Origin of the sequence: Streptomyces aidingensis (genome assembly GCF_900112355.1) — a bacterium.
GTDB classification, from domain to species: Bacteria; Actinomycetota; Actinomycetes; order Streptomycetales; family Streptomycetaceae; genus Streptomyces; species Streptomyces aidingensis.
On record NZ_FOLM01000016.1, the window covers coordinates 43,650 to 63,618 of the forward strand.

Sequence of the window (19,969 nt, forward strand, 5' to 3'; positions counted from 1 at the left end):
CCGCCTCAGCCCTCGGCGGGCGGCACCACGGCCACCGGGCATGGCGCGTGATGCAGCAGCGCGTGCACCACCGGCCCGACCCTCGGGCCGAAGCCCGAGCGGTGCCCGCCCCGGCCGACCACCACCAGTTCCGCGGAGGCCGCGGCCTCCGTCAGCACCTGCCCCGGGGATCCGGTCACCGCCTCCTCGGCCACCCGGGTGTCCGGGTACGCGTCACGCAGCGGGCGCAGCACAGAGGCGAGCTCGCCCGGCGCGGGCCGGCCGTCCTCCCGCGGGGTCACCCGTACCGCACGCAGCCCCAGCCCGCGGACCGCCGCCGCCCGGAAGGCGAAGTCCAGCACCTCCGGATCCGGCCGGCCGACGCCCACCACCACCGCCAGCCCGGACGCCTCCGTCCAGTTTCCCTCCGGCCGGACCACCACCACCGGGCGTCCGGCCCGGGCCACCACCGGCAGGCTCACCGAGCCCAGCAGAAAACCCGTCAGCTGGCCCAGCCCCCGGGAGCCCAGCACCAGCAGCTCGGCCGCCCCGGCCGCCTCGGTCAGCGCGTGCACCGGGCCGCCGGTGCGCGACTCGGTCTCGATCTCCAGCCCCGGGTAGCCGGCCAGCAGCTCCAGGCGCACCCCGCCGAGCAGCCGCAGCGAACCGGCGGGCTCGGCGCCCGCGCGCAGCGACGCCAGCGGGGACGCCAGGCCCCAGCAGTTGACCAGGCGCAGCGGCACCTCCCGCCGCACGGCCTCGCGGGCCGCCCAGTCGGCCGCCGCCCGGCTCTCCCGGGAGCCGTCCACGCCCGCCGCAACAGCTCCTGCCATCCCGCCTCCCCGGCCGGGGGTGTCCTGGTCTCAGTACCGGTGCATTCCGTGCGTGCCGTGCGTCCGGCGCGGATCATGCACATGGTGCAGATGGTGCACATGCGCGTCCGGGCCGGGGAAGACGGTGGACACCCGGCCGGTGTCCGACCACCGCACGTCGTAGGGGGGTGAGCCGTCCGGGTGATGCAGCGCGACGATCTCTCCGTCCCGCCGCATCGCGCCGGTGGACGGCGCCTCCACCACCAGCTGGTCGCCGAGCTCCGCATGCATGGCCCTCACCGCTCTCCACTGCCGATGCCCGCTGCTCTCCAGCCTGGCACGGCAAAAGCCGTCAAGCATCATGAAACCGGCGCCCCGGGCGCCGGTGAGCACGGGGACGCTTGGTACGTTGACCGCAGACCACGGAAGGGGCGGGTGGATGACCGCGACCGAGGAGAGCCGGCGGGCCGCCGCCGGCGCACCGGAATCGGCGCTCGACGAGCTCATCGAAGCGGTCAAACCCCGGCTGCGCGGCTGGCTGCACGCCGGAGCGGCGCCCCTGGTGCTGGCCGCCGGCATCGTGCTGATCGTGCTCGCCCCGCCCGGCCAGGCCACCGCCGCGGCGGCCGTCTACACCGGCTGCGGACTGGCCCTCTTCGCCGTCAGCGGCGTCTACCACCGCGGCAACTGGTCACCGGCGGTGCGGGAGGTGCTGCGCCGGATCGACCACTCCAACGTCTATCTGCTGATCGCCGGGACCTACACCCCCGTGGTGGCGCTCGGCCTGAACGGCACCCTGCGCACCGTGCTGCTGTGGGGCATCTGGGGCGGCGCCGCGGCCGGGATCGTCTTCCGCTGTCTGTGGCCCGGTGCGCCGCGTGCCCTGTACACCGCCCTCTACATCGCGCTGGGCTGGTCCATCGGGCCGGCCCTCGGCCCGCTGCTGGAGCAGACCGGGGCGGCGGTCTCGGTGCTCACCCTGGCCGGCGGCCTGCTCTACACGGCGGGCGGGGTGGTCTACGGACTGAAGCGCCCGGACCCCTCCCCGGCCTGGTTCGGCTTCCACGAGATCTTCCACGCCTTCACCATCGCGGCCTGGACCTGCCAGTACATTGCGATCAGCCTGCTCACCTACCGCGCCGGCTGACCGGATTCTCCGCTCCCGCCGGCGTGCCCGATGCACCGCGGCGCGTGGGGCCCGTTCGTTTGACTCGTCCCGGAGTGCTGCCTAGGGTGCGCTGCGAAACATTCTGAAATGTCCGGAAAAGTAGGTCTCGTGCGGAGGAGTGTCGTCATGTCTTCGGCCCGGAGAGGACTGCAAGGGGCGGCCGCTCTGGCCGCCGCCACCGCGCTGCTGCTGACCGGCTGCGGGGGCGGAGGCGACGGAGACGACGGTGACGACGGCACCGTCACCCTCCAGTGGTGGCACATCGGCACCACCGAGCCCAACCACACCCTCTACAGCGACTGGGCCAGGGAGTTCGAGGCGGAGAACCCCGGGGTGCGGATCGAGATCACGGAACTGGAGAACGACGCCTTCAAGACCAAGATGGCCACCCAGACCGCGGCCGGCGACCTGCCGGACGTCTTCTCCACCTGGGGCGGCGGCGCGCTCCAGCAGCAGGTGGACGCCGGGCTGGTCCGCGAGCTCACCGAGGACGCCGCGGCCACGATCGAGAGCTTCACCGAGGCGGCCATCGCGCCCTACACCCTGGACGGCGAAGTCTACGGACTCCCCATCGACGCCGGGATGGTCGGCTTCTGGTACAACCAGGCGCACTTCACCGAGGCCGGGATCGACCGGCCGCCGGCCACCTGGAGCGAGTTCCTGGACGCCGTGCGGGACCTGAAGGAGGCCGGCATCACCCCGATCGCGCTGGGCGGCCAGTCCCGGTGGCCGGGTCACTACTACTGGGCCTATCTGGCCATGCGGACCGGCGGCCTGCAGATGCTGGACGAGGCGGCCGAGAGCAACGACTTCACCGCCGACGGTTTCGTCCGGGCCGGCGAGATGCTCCGGGAACTGGCGGACATGGAGCCCTTCCAGCCCGGCTTCATGGGCGCCGAGTACGACACCCCGGAGGGCCAGGCCGCCCTGGTCGGCTCCGGCGAAGCCGCCATGGAACTGATGGGCCAGTGGGCGCCCGCGGTGCAGGCGGACACGGGCGGCGGCATCGGTGAGGACCTCGGCTTCTTCCGCTTCCCGGTGGTCGAGGGCGGGGCCGGCGACATCGACGAGGTGCTCGGCGGCGGCAACGGCTTCGCGGTGGCGGCCGACGCCCCGGACGAGGCGCTGGAGTTCGTGCGGTATCTGGCGGCCGAGCCGCAGCAGGCCGAGTATGTGCGGGCCGGTGCCGGGCTGCCCGCCCGGGCCGACGCCATCGGTCTCATCGAGGACGAGACCCTCCGCGAGGTGGCCGAGGCGCTGGCCGGGGCGTCCGGCTTCCAGCTCTATCTGGACCAGGCCTACCCGCCCGCCGTCGGCCAGCAGATCAATGAAAGCGTGGCCGGCATCCTGGCAGGTTCGACGTCCCCCCGGGAGGCCGTGGAAGCCATCACCGCGGCGGCCCGGACCGAGGGCTAGCGGCATACCGCCGCGCACCGCACCCGCCGCGCACCGCGGCGCGGGCGCGGTTCAGGCGGTGGCCGGGCGGGGCCGGGGCGCGTCGGGCAGGTTCTCCGGCAGCCGCAGCCCCTCCCGCAGCGGCACCAGCTCCGCCTGGAGCACCAGCGCCGCCGCGCCGATGGCGGGCGCGGTGGCCGCGGACTGGGACAGCCGCACCGTGACCCGGTGGGCGTCGCGGGCGAAGAAGGCCCGGTCCAGTTCCTCCTGGAGCACCGGCTGGTAGAGCGAGCCGGCGATGGCCAGGCTGGCGCCGGTCAGCACGATCTGCTCCAGATCCATGATGCTGGCCAGGTTGCGGACCGCCAGCGCCAGCTGGCGCGCCGAGCGCTCCAGCAGCGAACGGGCCCCGGGCTCGCCGCGCAGCGCCGCCCTGGTGACCGCGGCGAAGTCGCCCGCCACCGACTGCCGGGCGCCGCCCGGCCGCCGGGCCAGCCCGGCCGCCCGGCTGGTGATCGGGTCGGCGCGGGCGGCGTTGACCACCGCGGCCGGTCCGGCCAGCGCCTCGGTGCAGCCGCGCGCCCCGCACCAGCACTCCGGCCCGTCCGGGTCCAGGCAGATGTGCCCCACCTCGCCCGCGTTGCCGCTCACCCCGCGGTAGGTGATGCCGTTGACCACCAGGCCGGAGCCGATGCCGGTGCCCATGTAGACGGCGGCGAAGGTGGCGGTGCCGCCCACCCCGCCCGACCAGTGCTCGCCCAGCGCCGAGGCGGTGGCGTCGTTGTCCAGGGCCACCGGCAGGCCGGTGGTCTCGCGCAGCGCGCGGTCCAGCGGGAAGTCCTCCCACTGCCGCATGGCGGGCGGGGTGAGGGGCATGCCGCTGGTGCGGGTCAGCGGGCCGGGGGAGACCAGGCCCAGGCCCAGCACCCGGTCCCGGTCCACGCCCGCGCTCTCGATCAGGGCGGCGGTCTCGGCCGCCATCCGCTCCACCACCTCGGCCGGGGCGACCGCGCCCGCCCCCGGGCGGAACATCCGCCCGGTCACCGCGCCGCCGAGGTTGGTGAGCACATAGGTGATGCCGGCGTGGTCCAGATGTACGCCCACAGCGAACCGGGACGACCGGTTCAGGGCCAGCAGCACCCGCCGCTTGCCGCCGGTCGACTCGGCATGGCCGGTCTCCACCACCAGACCGTCGTCGATCAGCCGCCGCACCACGGTGGAGATGGTGGCGCCGGTGAAGCCGGTGGCCTCCACCAGGCCCACCCGGCTGATGCTGCCCGCCGCCCGGATCACGTCGAGCACCGCGGAACGGCTGCTGGCGTGCACCGCCGGCCGGCCGCTCGCGTGCGGGATCGGTTCCGCTGGTCCGCTCACCTGTGCCTCTTCTTCCGCGCTTCTTCCGCGCTTCTTCCGCGCCGGCCCCTGGTCGGCCGCACTCGCCGTCCTGGTCCTGCCGGCCGGCCCGCGACGGACGCCGGGCATCCGCCGCGCTTTTCGGCCGCTGAACATCTTTCCACGGGATTGCCCGACGGCTCGCGCAGAGGGTTGACTTTCTTTCTTCGGCTGCTTAACAATCTCGCAACCCAGTAGACCCACGAGGACGGACCATGCACCCTCTCATCAGACGGACCCGCACCAGAAGGGCGGCTTCGGCCGCCGTCGCGGCGGCGGCCCTGCTCGTCACCGCCGCCTGCTCCTCGGACTCCGGCGGCGACGGCGGCGGCTCAGGGACCGACGCGGACACCCTTGTCGCCTACACCGGCCAGGCCGGCGACTACCAGGCGAACTTCAACCCGTACTCGCCGACCACCATCGAGGGCCCGGGCACGATCTTCGAGCCGCTGTTCTACTTCAACCAGGCCAGGGACCAGGAGCCGGTGCCCCGGCTGGGCACGGAGTTCTCCTGGAACGACACGGGCACCGAGCTCTCCATCACCGTGCGCGAGGGTGTGCAGTGGTCGGACGGCGAGCCGTTCACCGCGCACGACGTGGTCTTCACCCTGGAGATGATCACCGAGCACCCGGCCATGAACGGCACCGGCTACAGCGGCACCGCCGAGGCGATCGACGACACCCACCTGGTGGTCCGGTTCGACGAGCCGGCCTACATGGACGGCCCCCAGGTGCTCGGCCGGATCTGGATCGTCCCCGAGCACATCTGGGGCGAGATGTCCGACCCCGCCACCGACACCGTCCAGGAGCCGGTGGGCACCGGTCCCTTCGTGCTGGACGAGTTCAAGCCCGCCGCCTTCACCCTGGCGGCCAACCCGGACTACTGGGACGGCGAGCCGGAGCTGAAGAAGGTCCGCTTCGTGGCCCTGTCCGGAAACCAGGCCGGAGCCGACGCGCTCAAGGCGGGCACCGTCGACTGGCAGACCGGCCCCGTCCCGGACATCCACAACGTCGAGAAGAACTACCCCGGCTACCGGGCGATCACCGTCCCGCTCAACCAGATCGCGCTGCTGTCCTGCTCCAGCGCCGAACTCGGCTGCACCGGCCCGCAGACCGACCCGGCCGTCCGCCAGGCGATCTACTACGCCATGGACCGCGAGCAGATCAACTCCCTCGCCTTCGAGAACACCGCCAGCGAGATCTCCCCCGGCTTCGCCCTGCCGGGACGCGACTCCGCGGTGATCTCCCAGAACCTGGAGAACCCCACCGCGCCGATGACGGCCGACGCCGCCAGGTCCGCCCGGCTCCTGGAGGACGCCGGCTGGACCAAGGGCGGTGACGGCATCTACGAGAAGGACGGCGAACGGCTCTCCCTCACCGTCAGCGTGGTCACCGGCTGGACCGACTACATCACCGCCGTGGACGTGATCGGCCAGCAGCTCAAGGCCGCCGGCATCGAGATCATCCCGCAGCAGACCTCCTGGAACGAGTGGTCCGACTCCCGCGGCATGGGCAACTACCAGCTGCTGATCGACTCCCTCTACCAGGGGCCGGCGCCCGACCCGTTCTACCTCTACAGCTACTTCTTCTCCACCGCCACCACCGCCGAGGTGGGCGAGTCCGCCAACCCGAACTTCGCCCGCTTCTCCGACCCGGAGGTGGACGCCGCGCTGGAGGCGCTCAAGCAGACCGACCCGCAGGACACCGCGGCCCGCCAGGAGCACTTCGACCTGATCCAGACCAGGATCGAGCAGAACATGCCCTACATCCCGGTCCTGACCGGCGGCACCACCAGCGAGTACCACGCCGAGAAGTTCTCCGGCTGGCCCACCACGGACGACCTGTACGCCTTCCCGGCCGTCTGGGCGCGTCCCGACCACTCGCAGATCTTCATCAACCTCAAGCCCGCCGGCGAGTGACCGACCGGACCGAAGAGACCGAGGAGACAGCCACGGTGACCGGCAGCAAGCGGACAGGCAGCGATCGATGAGGTACTACGCCCGCAAGCTCGGGTTCTATCTGGTCGCCCTCTGGGCCGCCCTGACGCTGAACTTCTTCATCCCCAGGATGATGCCGGGCAATCCGGTGGACACCCTGATGGCGAAGCTCCAGCAACGGGGCGGCACGGTGGACCCGGCCGCGCGGCGCTCCTACGAGCTGCTGCTCGGCGCCGACACCGGAGAGCCGCTGATCATCCAGTACTTCGCCTACCTCGGCAATATGCTCCGCGGCGACCTCGGGGTCTCGGTCAGCGTGTTCCCCGCGGAGGTCTCCTCGGTCATCGGGCAGGCACTGCCCTGGACCCTGGTCCTGGTCGGCCTCGCCACCCTGCTGTCCTTCGCGCTGGGCATCGTGCTGGGCGCGGTGGTCGGCTGGCGCCGCGGGTCCTGGCTGGACTCGCTGGTGCCGGCCACCACCGTGCTCGCCGCGGTCCCCTACTTCTGGCTGGCACTGATCCTGGTCGCCGTGTTCGCCACCGCCCTGGGCTGGTTCCCCCTCCAGGGCGGCTACGACGTGGTGCTCACCCCCGGCTGGAACACCGGCTTCCTCGGCTCCGCCGTCTACCACGGCATGCTGCCCGCCCTGACCATCGTGCTCTCCTCGGTCGGCGGCTGGCTGCTGGGCATGCGGAACATGATGGTCTCCGCCATGTCCGAGGACTATGTGCTGACCGCCCGCGCCAAGGGGCTGCGCACCACCCGGGTGATGACCCGCTATGCGGCCCGCAACGCGGTCCTGCCCTCCCTCGCCGGGTTCGCCATCTCCCTCGGCTTCGTGGTCTCCGGCTCGATCATCACCGAGCAGGTGTTCTCCTACCCGGGCATCGGCTCCAAACTGCTCCAGGGCGTGCAGAACAACGACTACGCCCTGATGCAGGGCATCTTCCTGGTGATCACGGTCGCGGTGCTGGGCGCCAATCTGGTCGTCGATCTGCTGTACGGCTTCATCGATCCCCGTACCAGGGTCGAGACCTGACCCCGCCGCCCGCGTCCGACCCACGGCAAGGAGCCCGTACCGTGACCAACCCCGTACCCCTCAGCACACCGGCGGAGGAACCCGCCGCCGCCCCGCCGGAGGGTTCCGGCACCCGCGCCCGGCCGCACGGCGCCTGGCGCGCCCTGCTGCCCAGCCGGTCGCCCAAGCTGATCACCGGCCTGATCCTGGTGACCGCCATCGGCCTGCTGGGCCTGTTCGGCCCGATGTTCGCCGGCGACCCCGACGCCATCTCCGACGCGTCCTTCCAGCCGCCCGGCGAGGGCGCCCTGCTGGGCACCACCCAGACCGGACAGGACGTGCTGGCCCAGTTGCTGCACGCCACCCGGGGCTCGCTCCAGATCGGCCTGCTGGTCGGGGTGATGGCCACCGTGCTGTCCGCCCTCTTCGGCATCCTCGGCGGCTACTTCGGCGGCGTGGTGGACGAGAGCTTCTCGCTGCTCTCCAACGTCATGCTGGTCATCCCCGGCCTGCCGCTGGTGATCGTGATCGCCGGCTTCGTGCCCGCCGCCGACCGCGGCTGGTGGACCATCGCGGTGGTGCTGGCGATCACCGGCTGGGCCGCCGCCTCCCGGGTGCTGCGCGCCCAGACCCTCTCGCTGCGCAGCCGGGACTATGTGGCCGCCGCCCGGGTGGCCGGCGAGAAGCCCTGGCGGATCGTTTCGGTGGAGATCCTGCCCAACCTGCTGCCGCTGCTCGCCTCCCAGTTCGTGTTCGCGGTGATCGCCGCGATCCTGGCCGAGGCCGGGCTGTCCTTCCTGGGCCTGGGCGCCTCCAACTCCGAGACGCTCGGCACCATGCTCTACTACGCGCAGAACGGTTTCGCGCTGCAGCGCGAGGCATGGTGGTGGTTCGTCCCGCCCGGTCTGGTGATCGCGCTTTTCGGCTGCGGGCTGGCACTGATCAACTTCGCCATCGACGAGATCATCAACCCCAAGCTGCGCAACACCCGGGCCGGGCTCGCCGAGGGCGGAGTGGCCGCCGGGGCCGCCGGGGCACCCGGCGAGCCCGCCCCCGGGGAGCCCGCCGAGCGGCCCGCCGTGCTCACCATCAGCGGCCTGAACGTGGTGTACCGCACCGCCAGGCCCGTGCACGCGGTGAAGGACGTCTCCCTCACCCTGGGCCGCGGCGAGATCCTCGGCCTGGCCGGCGAATCCGGCTGCGGCAAGACCACCCTCGCCTACGCCGTCAGCCGGCTGCACACCCCGCCCGCCGAGATCTCCTCCGGCTCCGTCACCTTCCACGACCGGGACGGCCGGGACATCGACCTGCTCGCGCTGGAGGGTGAGGAGCTGCGCGGCTTCCGCTGGGCCAAGCTCTCCTTGGTGTTCCAGGGCGCGATGAACTCCCTCAACCCGGTGATCTCCATCCGGGAGCAACTGGCGGACGTGCTCACCACCCACCGCCCCGGCATGTCCGCCGAGCAGCGCCGCGCCCGCTGCGCCGAGGTGCTGCGGCTGGTCGGCGTGGACCCGGTCCGGCTGGACTCCTTCCCGCACGAACTCTCCGGCGGCATGCGCCAGCGCGTCATGATCGCCATGGCGATGCTGCTGGACCCCCAGGTGATGGTGATGGACGAACCCACCACCGCGCTGGACGTGGTGGTGCAGCGCGGCATCCTGCGGGAGATCCTGCGGCTGCGCGGCGAACTCGGCTTCGCGGTCGTCTTCATCACCCACGACCTGCCGCTGCTGCTGGAACTCAGCGACCGTATCGCGGTGATGAAGGACGGCGAGGTCGTCGAGTACGGACCGGCCGAACGGCTCTACCGGGCGCCCGAACACCCCTATACCCGGATGCTGCTGGACTCCTTCCCCAGCCTCACCGGGGCCCGCGGCGCCTTCCTGCGGGACGGAGCCGCCGCCCGGCACGACGGGCGGACCGCCCTGCCCGGACAGCACACGCACCTCAGCGAGGGGGCACCCCGATGACCACCCTGGAAGTCCGCGATCTGGTCAAGGACTACACCCTGCGCTCCGGCCTGCGGCGCTCCACCCTGCGCGCCGCCGACCGGGTCTCCTTCACCCTGGTCCCCGGCCGCACCGTGGCCCTGGTCGGCGAGTCCGGCTCCGGGAAGTCCACCGTGGCGCGCATGATCGCCCGGCTGGAGAAGCCCAGCTCCGGCTCGATCACCGCGCTCGGCCCGGACGGCCGGCGGGTCTCCGGCCGGGCCTACCGCCACCATGTGCAGATGGTCTTCCAGGACCCGTTCGCCTCGCTCAACCCCTTCCACACCATCGAGCACCACCTGATCCGGCCGCTGCGGCTGCACGGCCGGGCGGCCGGCCGGGCGCAGACCCGCAGGCTGGCCGGGGAGCTGCTGGAGCGGGTCAATCTCACCCCGGCCGCCGACTTCGCCCGGCGCCGCCCGCACGAACTCTCCGGCGGCCAGCGGCAGCGGGTGGCCATCGCCCGCGCCCTGGCCCCCGGGGCCCAGGTGGTGATCGCCGACGAGCCGGTCTCCATGCTGGACGTCTCCATCCGGCTCGGCGTGCTCAATCTGCTGGCCCGGCTGCAGCGCGAGGAGAACCTGGCCGTCCTCTACATCACCCATGACCTGGCCACCGCCCGTCACTTCTCGGACGACATCCTGGTGATGTACCGGGGACGGGTGGTGGAGAGCGGCCCGGCCGACGAGGTGATCCTCAGCCCCCGCCACCCCTATACCCGGTTGCTGGCCTCCGCGGCGCCCGACCCGGAGGCCCGCGGCCGGTCCCTGGAGCCGATGCCGGCCGCCGCCGAACCGGCGGGGCCGCTGCCGCCGACCGGACCGGGCTGCCGCTTCCGCGACCGCTGCCCGTCCGCCATGCCGGTCTGCTCCCGCACTCCCGCGGACCACCCGGTCGGCCCGGACCACTACGCCGCCTGCTGGCTGCACGCCGAGTCCGGCCGGGAGACCTCCGGCGCGGTGGCGAAGGCGGGCCCGGGCGGGAAGGCTGGTGCCGAAGACAACTCCGGTGCCGGGCGGGCCGGCTGATCCGCCCTCTGCCGCCCCCCACCCTCGCACCCCCACACTCCCGCACCCCCCACACCCCCGCCCGCACCCGGGCGACCAGGAGCCGCCCATGTACCCCTCCCTGCTGATCTGGTGCGGAGGCCAGGTGACCCTGCACTTCAGGGCCACCGCCGGACAGCCGGTCAGCCTGCTGTCCCTGCGCCCGGCGGATCTCGACCGGGATCCGCCGGACGGGGGTCCCGGAGCGCCGCTGGTGGAGATCCAGGAGCTGGGCCACGGCCGGTTCCCCGGCAGCCACCGCTATGCCGACACCGTGGCCGGCTCCCGGCTGCGCTACGCCGGGCACAACGCCTCCCGGGACGAGCGGGCGGGCCTGGCCGAACTGCGCATCCGGCAGACCGACCCGGCGACCGGACTGCGTGTCACCAGCGTGTTCCAGGCCGCCGAAGGGGTGCCCGCGGTCCGCACCTGGACGGAAGCGAGCATCGGCCCCGGCCACCCCGGCCGCTCGGTGTGCCTGCAGGCCGTCACCTCGGTGGTCACCAGCGCCTTCCACACCGACTCCGGCGCCGGGCCGGACCATGCCGATCTGCTGCACGGGGACTCCGACTGGGTGGCGGAATCCCGCTGGCACCGCACCCCGCTGCGCCGGGCCGGACTGCCGTACACCGACCCGGACGTCCATCACCACCCCTCCCGCAGCCGCTTCGCCCTGACCTCGCGCAGCTCCTGGTCCACGGGCGAGCACCTGCCCACCGGGGTGCTCGCCGCCCGGGACGGTTCCTGGTCGCTGGCCTGGCAGATCGAGCACAACGGCGCCTGGCACTGGGAGGTGTACGAACGCCGGGAGGGCGACACCTGCCTGGCACTGCTCGGCCCCACCGACGCCGAGCACCAGTGGAGCGAGACCGTCACCGAACGGCGGCCGTTCACCACCGTGCCGGTCTCGCTGGCGGTGGCCGCGGGCGGCCCGGACGAAGCACTGGGCGCGCTGACCCGGCAACGCCGGGCGCTGCGCGCCCGGCATGTCCCCGCGGCCGCCCCCCGCCGACTGCCGGTCATCTTCAACGACTATATGAACACCCTGATGGGCGATCCGACCACGGCCCGCCTGCTGCCGCTGATCGACGCCGCCGCCGAGGCCGGGGCGGACTGCTACTGCATCGACGCCGGCTGGTACGACGAGGACGGCACGTGGTGGGACAGCGTGGGGGAGTGGCGGCCCTCGGCGCGGCGCTTCCCCGGCGGCCTGGAGGAGGTGACCGAGCACATCCGCAGCCGCGGGATGCTGCCCGGCATCTGGCTGGAGCCGGAGGTGATCGGGGTGCGCTCACCGGCCGCCGGCCGGCTGCCCGCCGACGCGTTCTTCCAGCGCCGGGGCCGCCGGGTGGCCGAGCACGGCCGCTACCACCTGGACCTGCGGCACCCCGAGGCCCGCAAGCATGTCAACGAGGTGGTGGACCGGCTGGTGACCGATCTGGGCATCGGCTACTTCAAGTTCGACTACAACATCATGCCGGGGCCGGGCACCGACCTCGGCGGAGCGGCCCCGGGCGCCGGGCTGCTCGGCCACAACCGGGCCCATCTGCACTGGCTGGACAGCCTGCTGAGCCGCTATCCGGACCTGCTGATCGAGAACTGCGCCTCCGGCGCCATGCGGATGGACTACGCGCTGCTCGCCCGGCTGCATCTGCAGTCCACCTCCGACCAGCAGAATCCGCTGCTCTACCCGGCGATCGCCGCCGCCGCGCCCGCCTCGGTGCTGCCCGAGCAGGCCGGCAACTGGGCCTACGCCCAGCCGGAGATGTCCGTGGAGGAGGCCGTCTTCACCCTGGCCACCGGGGTGCTGGGCCGGCTCTGTCTGTCCGGACGGCTGGACGGGATGACGCCCGCCCGGCTGGCCCTGGTGCGCGAGGCGGTGGCCTGCCACCGCGAACTGCTGCCGTTCATCGCCCGGTCCCTGCCCTGCTGGCCGCTGGGACTCGCCGGGCCGGCCGGACCCTGGATCGCCCAGGGGCTGCGCGACCCGGAGCCGGACGGGGACCTGCTGCTCACCCTGTGGCGGCTGCCCGGGGCGTCCCGGACGCTGGAGGTTCCGCTGCCGTGGCTGCGCGGCGCCGCCGCCGCGCCGGAGACGCTCTTCCCGCGCGACGCCGCCCTGGCCTGGCGGCTGCGCTGGGAGGCCGCGCCCGGCGTGCTGCGGGTGGACTGCCCGGCCGGCGGGCCGGCGGCCGCCGCCCGGGTGATCCGGCTGCGCCGCCCGTAACGGGCGCGCTCCGGGACCCGGGCCGCGGGCCCGGTCAGGGCAGGCGGGTGGCGCGGATCAGGACCAGGCGCTCGGGGTAGAGCACGGGGGCCTGGAGACCGGCGGCGGCCAGCGCCCGGCCGGGCAGCACCACGCCCTCCGGCGTCCACCAGGGCAGGCGGGCGCCCCAGTGGTGGGCGTTGCCGTCCGGCAGGTCCCCGGGCGGCTGCGGGCGCACGTGGTAGCGCGCCGCCGGGTCCAGGCCGGGCAGCCGCAGCGGGCCGGGCGGGTAGTCGGCGCTGGAGGCGGTGGCCACCAGGGCGTACAGGGCGTCCGAGCCGTCCGCCGCCACTACGCCGTGCAGCAGCCGGGACGGGTCGGGGTGGTCGGCGTGCACGGCGGTGCCGGTGTGCAGCAGGCCGCGCAGCTCCTTGTACAGCGCGACCCACCGGGCCAGCCGCTGCCGCTCCCCGGGGCCGGCGGCGGTCAGGTCCCATTCGATGCCGAAGTGGCCGAACAGGGCGGTGCCGGCCCGGAAGTCCAGGGTGTGGCGGCGCTCGGTGGTGTGGCTGGTGGCGGCGCCGACATGGGTGCCCATCAGCTCCAGCGGGATCAGCGCGTTGGTCCAGCGCTGGATCTGCTGGCGTTCCAGGGCGTCGATGCAGTCCGAGACCCAGACCCGGTCGGTGCGCTGGAGGATGCCCAGATCGACCCGGCCGCCGCCGGAGGAGCAGGACTCGATCTCCACTCCCGGGTGGCGGCGGCGCACCTCGTCCATCAGCCGGTAGACGGCCAGCGTCTGGTCGTGCACCCCGGCCCGGCCGTCCGGCTGGTGCCCGGCCTCCACCAGGTCCCGGTTGTGGTCCCACTTCAGATAACGGACCGGGTACTCGGTGAGCAGCGCGTCCAGCCGGGCCAGCAGATGTCCGAACGCCTCCGGCCGGGCCAGGTCCAGCACCTGCTGGTGGCGGGCGGCGCCGGGCAGCCGGCCGCCGGTGGCCATGATCCAGTCCGGATGGGCACGGGCCAGTTCGGAGTCCTCGCTGATCATCTCGGGCTCCACCCACAGCCCGAACTCCATGCCCAGCCCGTTGACATGGCTGATCAGCGGGGAGAGCCCGGCCGGCCAGACCTCGTCGGAGACATACCAGTCGCCCAGTGCCCGGCGGTCGTCGCGGCGGGCGCCGAACCAGCCGTCGTCCAGCACGAAGCGCTCGGCGCCGACCTCGGCGGCGGCGTCCGCCAGCGCCTTGAGCCGCTCCAGGCCGTGGTGGAAATAGACCGCCTCCCAGGTGTTGGCCACCACCGGGCGGGGAGTGGCCGGGTGGCCGGGGCGGGCGCGCAGCCAGCGGTGGAAGCGGGCCGAGACCTCGTCCAGGCCGGCCGCCGCGTAGCCGCCGAACTGCCAGGGCGAGGTGTAGACCTCGCCGGGCGCCAGGATCACCTCGCCGGACAGCAGCAGCTCGCCGGAGCCCAGCAGGGAGACCGAGTGGAAGGTGCGTTCGGCGAAGGTGCGGAGATTGCCGGACCAGGCGGTGTGCACCGCCCAGACCTCGCCGTGCCGGCTGCCGAAGCCGGGGGTGCCGGCGGCCAGCAGATGGGCGGCGTCGTAGCCGGTGCGCCCGGTGCGGTTCTCCCGCATCCGCAGGCCCTGGGTGAAGGCGGTCCGCTGCGGGCTGCGTTCGCGCAGATGATGGCCGGTGAAATCGAGCAGTTCGGCGGCGGCGGGCGGCACCGGCAGGGTGAGATGCAGACCGTCCAGGGCGAACGGGGTGGTGCCCCGGTTGGTGACCCGGGCCCGCTGCCGCACCAGCCCGGAGGGGGTGAGTCCGATGGTCAGCTCCAGCCCCAGCCCGGCGGTGGCGTCCTCGGCCCGGACCGTCACCCGGCCGCCGCCGTCCTCGGGGGCGGTGCCCCGGGTCACCGCGGTGTCCGTGACGGTGAAGGCCGTGGAGAAGTCCCGGCCCGCCCGGTGGCCGGTCAGGCCGGGGGTGCCCAGCCAGCCCGCCGACTGCTCGGGCAGCACGGCCACCTCGACCGGGCCGTCCACCGAGAAGCCGATCGGCTGCGGCCGGGCGGCCAGCCGCAGCGCGGCCAGCGCGTCGTCGTCCAGCGGCCCCGGGTCGGCGCCCCAGTGCACCACCCGGGGCAGCCGCCCGCCGGAGAGGTCCAGCACCAGCCCCACACCGTCCGCGCGCAGCTGCACCGTGCCGGCGGGCGGCGGGGACGGCGAGCCCGTCCGTGAGGGGGACTGCGAAGGGGACTGCGAAGGGGACTGCGAAGGGGAATGCGAGGGGAGATGCGAAGTCGTCACCGCAGCAGTGTCCTTCCCGATGACCCCACCGGGCCGTTCCGGCCGGTCGGAGCACTCATTGACTTTCTTAATTCACCTGCATAAGAATCCCCTGCACAGTACCCGGAGACCGACCGATTGAGGAGAGCCCGATGGAACGAGAGAGCCTGCACGAGGGCTGGCGGATGACGGTCCTCTCCGGCCCGGCGCTGCCGGCGGACCTCGCGGGCGCCGAGGTACCCGCCGCCGTGCCGGGCTGCGCGCACCTCGATCTGCTGGCCGCCGGGCTGATCCCCGATCCCTGCCAGGACCGCAACGAGGCGGCACTGGCCTGGGCGCACCGCGCCGAATGGCGCTACACCCTGGACTTCGCCGCCGCGCCCCCGGCCCCGGGCGAGCGCACCGACCTGGTCTTCGACGGCCTGGACACCGTCACCACCATCGAGCTGGACGGCCGCCGGATCGGCGCCACCGCCAACATGCACCGCGGCCACCGCTTCGACATCCGCGGCCCGCTCACCGCCGGCGGCAACGGCAACGGCAACGGCGGCGGGGACGGGGCGGGCCGGCACACCCTGGCCGTCACCTTCCACTCCGCCCTGGAGCACGCCGAGCGGCTCCAGCGGGAGCTGGGCGAGCGGCCCCGCGCCTACCCGCACCCCTTCAACATGGTCCGCAAGATGGCCTGCTCCTTCGGCTGGGACTGGGGGCCGGACCTGCAGACCGCCGGCATCTGGAAGCCGGTCCGGCTGGAGCGCTGGCACACCGCCCGGATCGCCGCCCTGCGGCCCCTGGCCACCGTCACCGGCTCCGGCGCCGGCCGGGTGGAGGTCCATCTGCGCGTCGAGCGCTCCGGCCTGGAGCCCGCCGGCGATCTGCTGGCCACCGCCCGCATCGCGGAGCACGAGGTCCGGACGGTGATCCCGGCCGCCGCCGACGAGGCCGTGCTGACCCTGCAAGTGCCCGACGTCCTGCTGTGGTGGCCGGCCGGCCACGGCGACCAGCCGCTGTACGGGCTCGACGTCACCCTGGCCCGGCCCGGCGGGGCGGAGCCGCAGCGGGAACTGGACAGCGCCGGGCGCCGGATCGGCTTCCGCACCGTCACCGTGGACACCACCCCCGACGAGACCGGCACCCCCTTCACCTTCGTGGTCAACGGCACCCGGATCTTCGCCAAGGGCGCCAACTGGATCCCGGACGACCACTTCCTCACCCGGATCACCCGGGAGCGGCTGGCCCGCCGCATCGACCAGGCGCTCGGCGCCCACATGAACATGCTCCGGGTCTGGGGCGGCGGCATCTACGAGACCGACGACTTCTACGACCTGTGCGACGAGCGCGGCATCCTGGTCTGGCAGGACTTCCTGTTCGCCTGCGCCGCCTACCCGGAGGAGGAGCCGCTGCGCGGCGAGGTGGAGGCCGAGGCCCGGGAGAACGTCACCCGGCTGTGCTCCCACCCCTCGCTGGTGCTGTGGAACGGCGGCAACGAGAACCTGTGGGGCTACCGCGACTGGGGCTGGCGCGAGGAACTCGCCGGCCGCACCTGGGGCCTGGGCTACTACCTGGAACTGCTGCCCCGGATCGTCGCCGAACTCGACCCGGGCCGCCCCTACGCCGACGGCAGCCCGTACACCCCCGGCCAGGCGCCCGACGGCATCCACCCCAACGACCAGGACCACGGCTCCCGGCACGAGTGGGAGGTGTGGAACCGCGCCGACTACACCCACTACCGCGACCACATCCCGCGGTTCTGCTCCGAGTTCGGCTTCCAGGGCCCGCCCGCCTGGGCCACCCTCACCGACGCCGTGCACGACGACCCGCTGACCCCCCTCTCCCCGGGCTTCCGGCAGCACCAGAAGGCCGAGGACGGCAACGGCAAGCTGGAACGCGGCCTGGCCCCCCATCTGCCGGTGCCCGCGGACTTCACCGACTGGCACTGGGCCACCCAGCTCAACCAGGCCCGCGCGGTGGCCTTCGGCATCGAGCACTTCCGCTCCTGGTGGCCGCGGACCGCCGGCGCCGTGGTCTGGCAGCTCAACGACTGCTGGCCGGCCACCTCCTGGGCGGCGGTGGACGGCGCCGGGCGGCCCAAGCCGCTGTGGTACGCGCTGCGCCGTGCCTTCGCCCCGCGGCTGCTGACCGTCCAGCCCCGCAACGGCCGCCCGGCGCTGGCCGCGGTCAACGACACCGCCCGCCCCTGGACCGGTGAGCTGCGCCTGGCGCGCCAGACCCTGGGCGGCGTGATCCGCGCGGAAGATAAGATCGCCCTCGATGTCCCGCCCCGCTCCGCCGCCCTGCTGCCGCTGCCCGGAGCGCTGGCCGAACCGGGAAAGCCGGAGGAGGAGGTGCTGGTGGTCACGGCCGACGACGCCCGGACCTGCCATCTGTTCGCCGAGGACCGCGAGCTGGCCTACCGCCCGGCACCGCTGCGCGCCGAGGCCGTCGCCGTCCCGGGCGGCTACCGGGTGGACGTGCACGCCGAGTCCTTCGCCCGGGACATCGCGGTGTTCGCCGACCGGCTGGCCCCGGACGCCGAGGCCGACGACATGCTGGTCACCCTGGCCGCCGGCGAGTCGCACTCCTTCCTGGTGCGCACCGCCGCCGCACTGGACCCGGCCGCACTGACCCGCCCGCCGGTGCTGCGCACCGCCAACGATCTCCGCGCCGGGCGGTCCTGAGATGAGCACCGCGGAGCACGACCGGCCGTCCCCGGGAGCCGTCGGGCTGGTCCTGGCCAGACCCGCCCGGCTGCTCGGCGTGGAGCCCTTCTTCATGGAGTTCATCGCCGGCATCGAGGAACGCCTGGCCGAACACGACCTCTCGGTCCTGCTGCACGTGGTGCCGCACCATGAGGCGGAGATCGCCGCCTACCGGCGCTGGGCGCGGGGCGGGCTGACCGACGCGGTGGTGCTGGTCAATCTGACCGCGGGGGACCGCCGCCCGGCGGTGCTCACCGAACTGGGCCTGCCCGCGGTGGTGGCCGGCAACTGGGAGGAGCCGCCGAAGCTGCCCGCGGTGCGCACCGATCACGCCGCCCCGGTCCGGGAGGCCCTGGCCCATCTGCTGGAGCTGGGGCACCGGCGGATCGCCCGGGTCAGCGGCCCGGAGGACCTGCTGCACACCATGGCCCGCACGGAGGCGCTGCGGGCCGGCTGCGCCGAGGCCGGGGTGGCACCGGTGATCGTGGCGGGCGACTACTCCGACGAGTCCGGCACCCGGCTGACCGAGGAACTGCTGCGCCGGCCGGAGCCGCCCACCGCCATCCTCTACGACAACGATGTGATGGCGGTGGCCGGGCTGGCCGCCGCGCATGCCCTGGGGGTGGAGGTGCCGGGCCGGCTCTCCCTGGTGGCCTGGGACGACTCCCCGATGTGCCGGCTCGCCACCCCGCCGCTGACCACCGTCAGCATGGATGTGCACCAGTTCGGCATGTCGGTGGCCGAGTCGGTGCTGGAGGTCATCGCGGGCGGCCCGGTCGGCGAACGCTGGTCCCCGGCCGCCGAATACACCGCCCGCGCCACCACCGCCCCCGCTCCCTGAGCACCGCGCTGTCGCACCGGCCCGGCCGCGGCCGGGCCGGGCCGCCCGGCCTCAGCGGCCGGCCGCCGCCCCGGCCTGCACCACCGCGGCGGTCCCGGTGCCGGGCCGGGCGGCCCAGCAGGCCGCCGCCGCGCCGAGCAGGCCGGCGTCGCCGCCCAGCCGGGCCGGGGCCACCCGCACATGACGGGTGAACGGCAGCCCGGTGTAGTCGGCCAGGGCCCGCCGCAGCGGACCGAACAGCACGTCTCCGGCGCGGCTGACCCCGCCGCCGATCACCGCCGTCTCGATCTCCACCAGCGCCGCGGTGGCGGCGATCGCGGCGGCGAGCGCGCGGGCCGAGCGGTCGAAGGCGGCCACCGCCGCCGGCTCGCCGCGCCGGGCGGCGGCCGCCACGCCCGCGGCGCTGTCCGGCTCACCGGGGCCCGGCCGCCAGCCGGCCTCCCGGGCGTGCCGGGCGATATGGGTGCCGCTGGCGAGCAGTTCCACACAGCCCCGGCCGCCGCACGGGCACCGGTCGCCGCCGAAGTCCACACTGATGTGCCCGATGTGCCCGGCGTTGCCGGTGGGGCCGGCATGGATCCGGCCGTCCAGGACCAGTCCGCCGCCGACCCCGGTGGAGACCACCATGCCCAGCACATGGCGCTGCCCGCGGGCCGCGCCCAGCCAGTGCTCGCCGGCCGCGAAGGCATTGCCGTCGCCGATCAGGACCACCGGCCGGCCGGTGTGCTCGGCGACCGCCCCGGCCAGCGGGAACTCCCGCCAGGACGGGATGTTCACCGGGCTGACCGTGCCGGCCGCGATGTCCACCGGCCCGGCGCTGCCGATGCCCACGGCGGTCGTCGCCGCCCAGCCCGGATGACCGGCCAGGGCGTCGGTCACGGCCCGGACCGCGTCCAGCATCTCGGCGGCGGTGCCGCGGGCGGGGGTGGGGCGCTCCACCCGGGCCGCCAGCCGCCCGGCGCGGTCCACCAGGGCACCGGCGATCTTGGTGCCGCCGAGGTCGATGGCGGTCACCAGCTCTGCGGGGAGGGACGACACGGGGCGGCTCCAGCGGTCTGAGCAGGGGCGAGTGCGGGCAGCGGACTGCCCCCGACACGGTATGCCACTTTTTTAAGTCCGTAAACTTACTTCTGGGTGCACGCGCTCTCGCGCTGTGTGTCGATCGGCGTTCGATGCGGCCGTCTTGGGAAAATTC

Annotated in this window: 14 protein-coding genes; 9 read left to right on the forward strand and 5 right to left on the reverse strand. The window is 73.9% G+C overall.

Features of this window, described 5'->3' with window-relative positions; translation table 11 throughout:
• Positions 1-5: 5 nt before the first annotated feature.
• Both BM242_RS23405 and BM242_RS23410 read right to left on the reverse strand, forming a co-directional pair.
• The gene (locus BM242_RS23405) at positions 6-812 is read right to left on the reverse strand and encodes a universal stress protein (RefSeq protein ID WP_093840899.1); all 807 of its coding nucleotides are present in this window, start codon (positions 810-812) and stop codon (positions 6-8) included.
• A gap of 30 nt (positions 813-842) precedes the next feature.
• Entirely contained in the window at positions 843-1,082 is a 240-nt protein-coding gene (locus tag BM242_RS23410) for a DUF1918 domain-containing protein (RefSeq protein ID WP_093840900.1), read from the reverse strand.
• Between the two features lie 148 nt (positions 1,083-1,230).
• On the opposite strand from BM242_RS23410, the gene trhA reads away from it, so the two are divergent.
• Both trhA and BM242_RS23420 read left to right on the forward strand, forming a co-directional pair.
• Positions 1,231-1,938: a PAQR family membrane homeostasis protein TrhA gene (trhA, locus tag BM242_RS23415; protein WP_093840901.1), complete on the forward strand. Its 708-nt coding sequence runs from the start codon at positions 1,231-1,233 to the stop codon at positions 1,936-1,938.
• A 147-nt stretch (positions 1,939-2,085) separates the two neighbouring features.
• Positions 2,086-3,375, forward strand: a complete 1,290-nt coding sequence (locus tag BM242_RS23420) for an extracellular solute-binding protein (RefSeq protein WP_093840902.1) — start codon at positions 2,086-2,088, stop codon at positions 3,373-3,375.
• Positions 3,376-3,426: 51 nt separating this feature from the next.
• On the opposite strand, the gene BM242_RS23425 is transcribed toward BM242_RS23420, so the two are convergent.
• The gene (locus tag BM242_RS23425) at positions 3,427-4,728 is read right to left on the reverse strand and encodes an ROK family transcriptional regulator (RefSeq protein WP_245834438.1); all 1,302 of its coding nucleotides are present in this window, start codon (positions 4,726-4,728) and stop codon (positions 3,427-3,429) included.
• A gap of 233 nt (positions 4,729-4,961) precedes the next feature.
• Here BM242_RS23425 and BM242_RS23430 point away from each other — a divergent pair, with 233 nt between their 5' ends.
• The 5 genes from BM242_RS23430 (at position 4,962) to BM242_RS23450 (ending at position 12,962) form a co-directional block, all read left to right on the forward strand.
• The gene (locus BM242_RS23430) at positions 4,962-6,665 is read left to right on the forward strand and encodes an ABC transporter substrate-binding protein (RefSeq protein ID WP_093840904.1); all 1,704 of its coding nucleotides are present in this window, start codon (positions 4,962-4,964) and stop codon (positions 6,663-6,665) included.
• 67 nt (positions 6,666-6,732) lie between these two features.
• Positions 6,733-7,722, forward strand: coding sequence for an ABC transporter permease (locus tag BM242_RS23435; RefSeq protein WP_093840905.1), 990 nt, complete (start codon positions 6,733-6,735; stop codon positions 7,720-7,722).
• A gap of 41 nt (positions 7,723-7,763) precedes the next feature.
• Positions 7,764-9,671 carry a dipeptide/oligopeptide/nickel ABC transporter permease/ATP-binding protein gene (locus BM242_RS31065; RefSeq protein ID WP_342747000.1) on the forward strand — a complete coding sequence of 636 codons (1,908 nt, stop codon included), beginning with the start codon at positions 7,764-7,766 and terminating at the stop codon, positions 9,669-9,671.
• Positions 9,668-10,717 carry an ABC transporter ATP-binding protein gene (locus BM242_RS23445; RefSeq protein WP_093840906.1) on the forward strand — a complete coding sequence of 350 codons (1,050 nt, stop codon included), beginning with the start codon at positions 9,668-9,670 and terminating at the stop codon, positions 10,715-10,717. Before BM242_RS31065 ends, BM242_RS23445 begins: the two co-directional genes overlap by 4 nt.
• A gap of 88 nt (positions 10,718-10,805) precedes the next feature.
• The gene (locus tag BM242_RS23450; protein WP_093840907.1) at positions 10,806-12,962 is read left to right on the forward strand and encodes a glycoside hydrolase family 36 protein; all 2,157 of its coding nucleotides are present in this window, start codon (positions 10,806-10,808) and stop codon (positions 12,960-12,962) included.
• Between the two features lie 34 nt (positions 12,963-12,996).
• Here the strand turns inward: BM242_RS23450 and BM242_RS23455 are convergent, their stop codons facing one another.
• Entirely contained in the window at positions 12,997-15,147 is a 2,151-nt protein-coding gene (locus BM242_RS23455; RefSeq protein ID WP_245834439.1) for an alpha-galactosidase, read from the reverse strand.
• A 239-nt stretch (positions 15,148-15,386) separates the two neighbouring features.
• Between BM242_RS23455 and BM242_RS23460 the strand changes: the two genes are divergently transcribed.
• A complete protein-coding gene (locus BM242_RS23460) occupies positions 15,387-17,912 on the forward strand; it encodes a glycoside hydrolase family 2 protein (protein WP_093840908.1) in 2,526 nt (841 codons plus the stop codon).
• A gap of 1 nt (position 17,913) precedes the next feature.
• Positions 17,914-18,774: a LacI family DNA-binding transcriptional regulator gene (locus tag BM242_RS23465; protein WP_093840909.1), complete on the forward strand. Its 861-nt coding sequence runs from the start codon at positions 17,914-17,916 to the stop codon at positions 18,772-18,774.
• Positions 18,775-18,825: 51 nt separating this feature from the next.
• Here BM242_RS23465 and BM242_RS23470 read toward each other — a convergent pair whose 3' ends face one another.
• Positions 18,826-19,812, reverse strand: a complete 987-nt coding sequence (locus BM242_RS23470; RefSeq protein ID WP_093840910.1) for an ROK family protein — start codon at positions 19,810-19,812, stop codon at positions 18,826-18,828.
• Positions 19,813-19,969: the final 157 nt, after the last annotated feature.

Coding starts and splice junctions, on each gene's coding strand:
- BM242_RS23450 (WP_093840907.1), top strand. CDS start 10,806: ATGTACCCCTCCCTGCTGATCTGGTGCGGAGGCCAGGTGACCCTGCAC.
- BM242_RS23420 (WP_093840902.1), top strand. CDS start 2,086: ATGTCTTCGGCCCGGAGAGGACTGCAAGGGGCGGCCGCTCTGGCCGCC.
- BM242_RS23405 (WP_093840899.1), bottom strand. CDS start 812: ATGGCAGGAGCTGTTGCGGCGGGCGTGGACGGCTCCCGGGAGAGCCGG.
- trhA (WP_093840901.1), top strand. CDS start 1,231: ATGACCGCGACCGAGGAGAGCCGGCGGGCCGCCGCCGGCGCACCGGAA.
- BM242_RS23435 (WP_093840905.1), top strand. CDS start 6,733: ATGAGGTACTACGCCCGCAAGCTCGGGTTCTATCTGGTCGCCCTCTGG.
- BM242_RS23445 (WP_093840906.1), top strand. CDS start 9,668: ATGACCACCCTGGAAGTCCGCGATCTGGTCAAGGACTACACCCTGCGC.
- BM242_RS23460 (WP_093840908.1), top strand. CDS start 15,387: ATGGAACGAGAGAGCCTGCACGAGGGCTGGCGGATGACGGTCCTCTCC.
- BM242_RS23465 (WP_093840909.1), top strand. CDS start 17,914: ATGAGCACCGCGGAGCACGACCGGCCGTCCCCGGGAGCCGTCGGGCTG.
- BM242_RS23410 (WP_093840900.1), bottom strand. CDS start 1,082: ATGCATGCGGAGCTCGGCGACCAGCTGGTGGTGGAGGCGCCGTCCACC.
- BM242_RS23430 (WP_093840904.1), top strand. CDS start 4,962: ATGCACCCTCTCATCAGACGGACCCGCACCAGAAGGGCGGCTTCGGCC.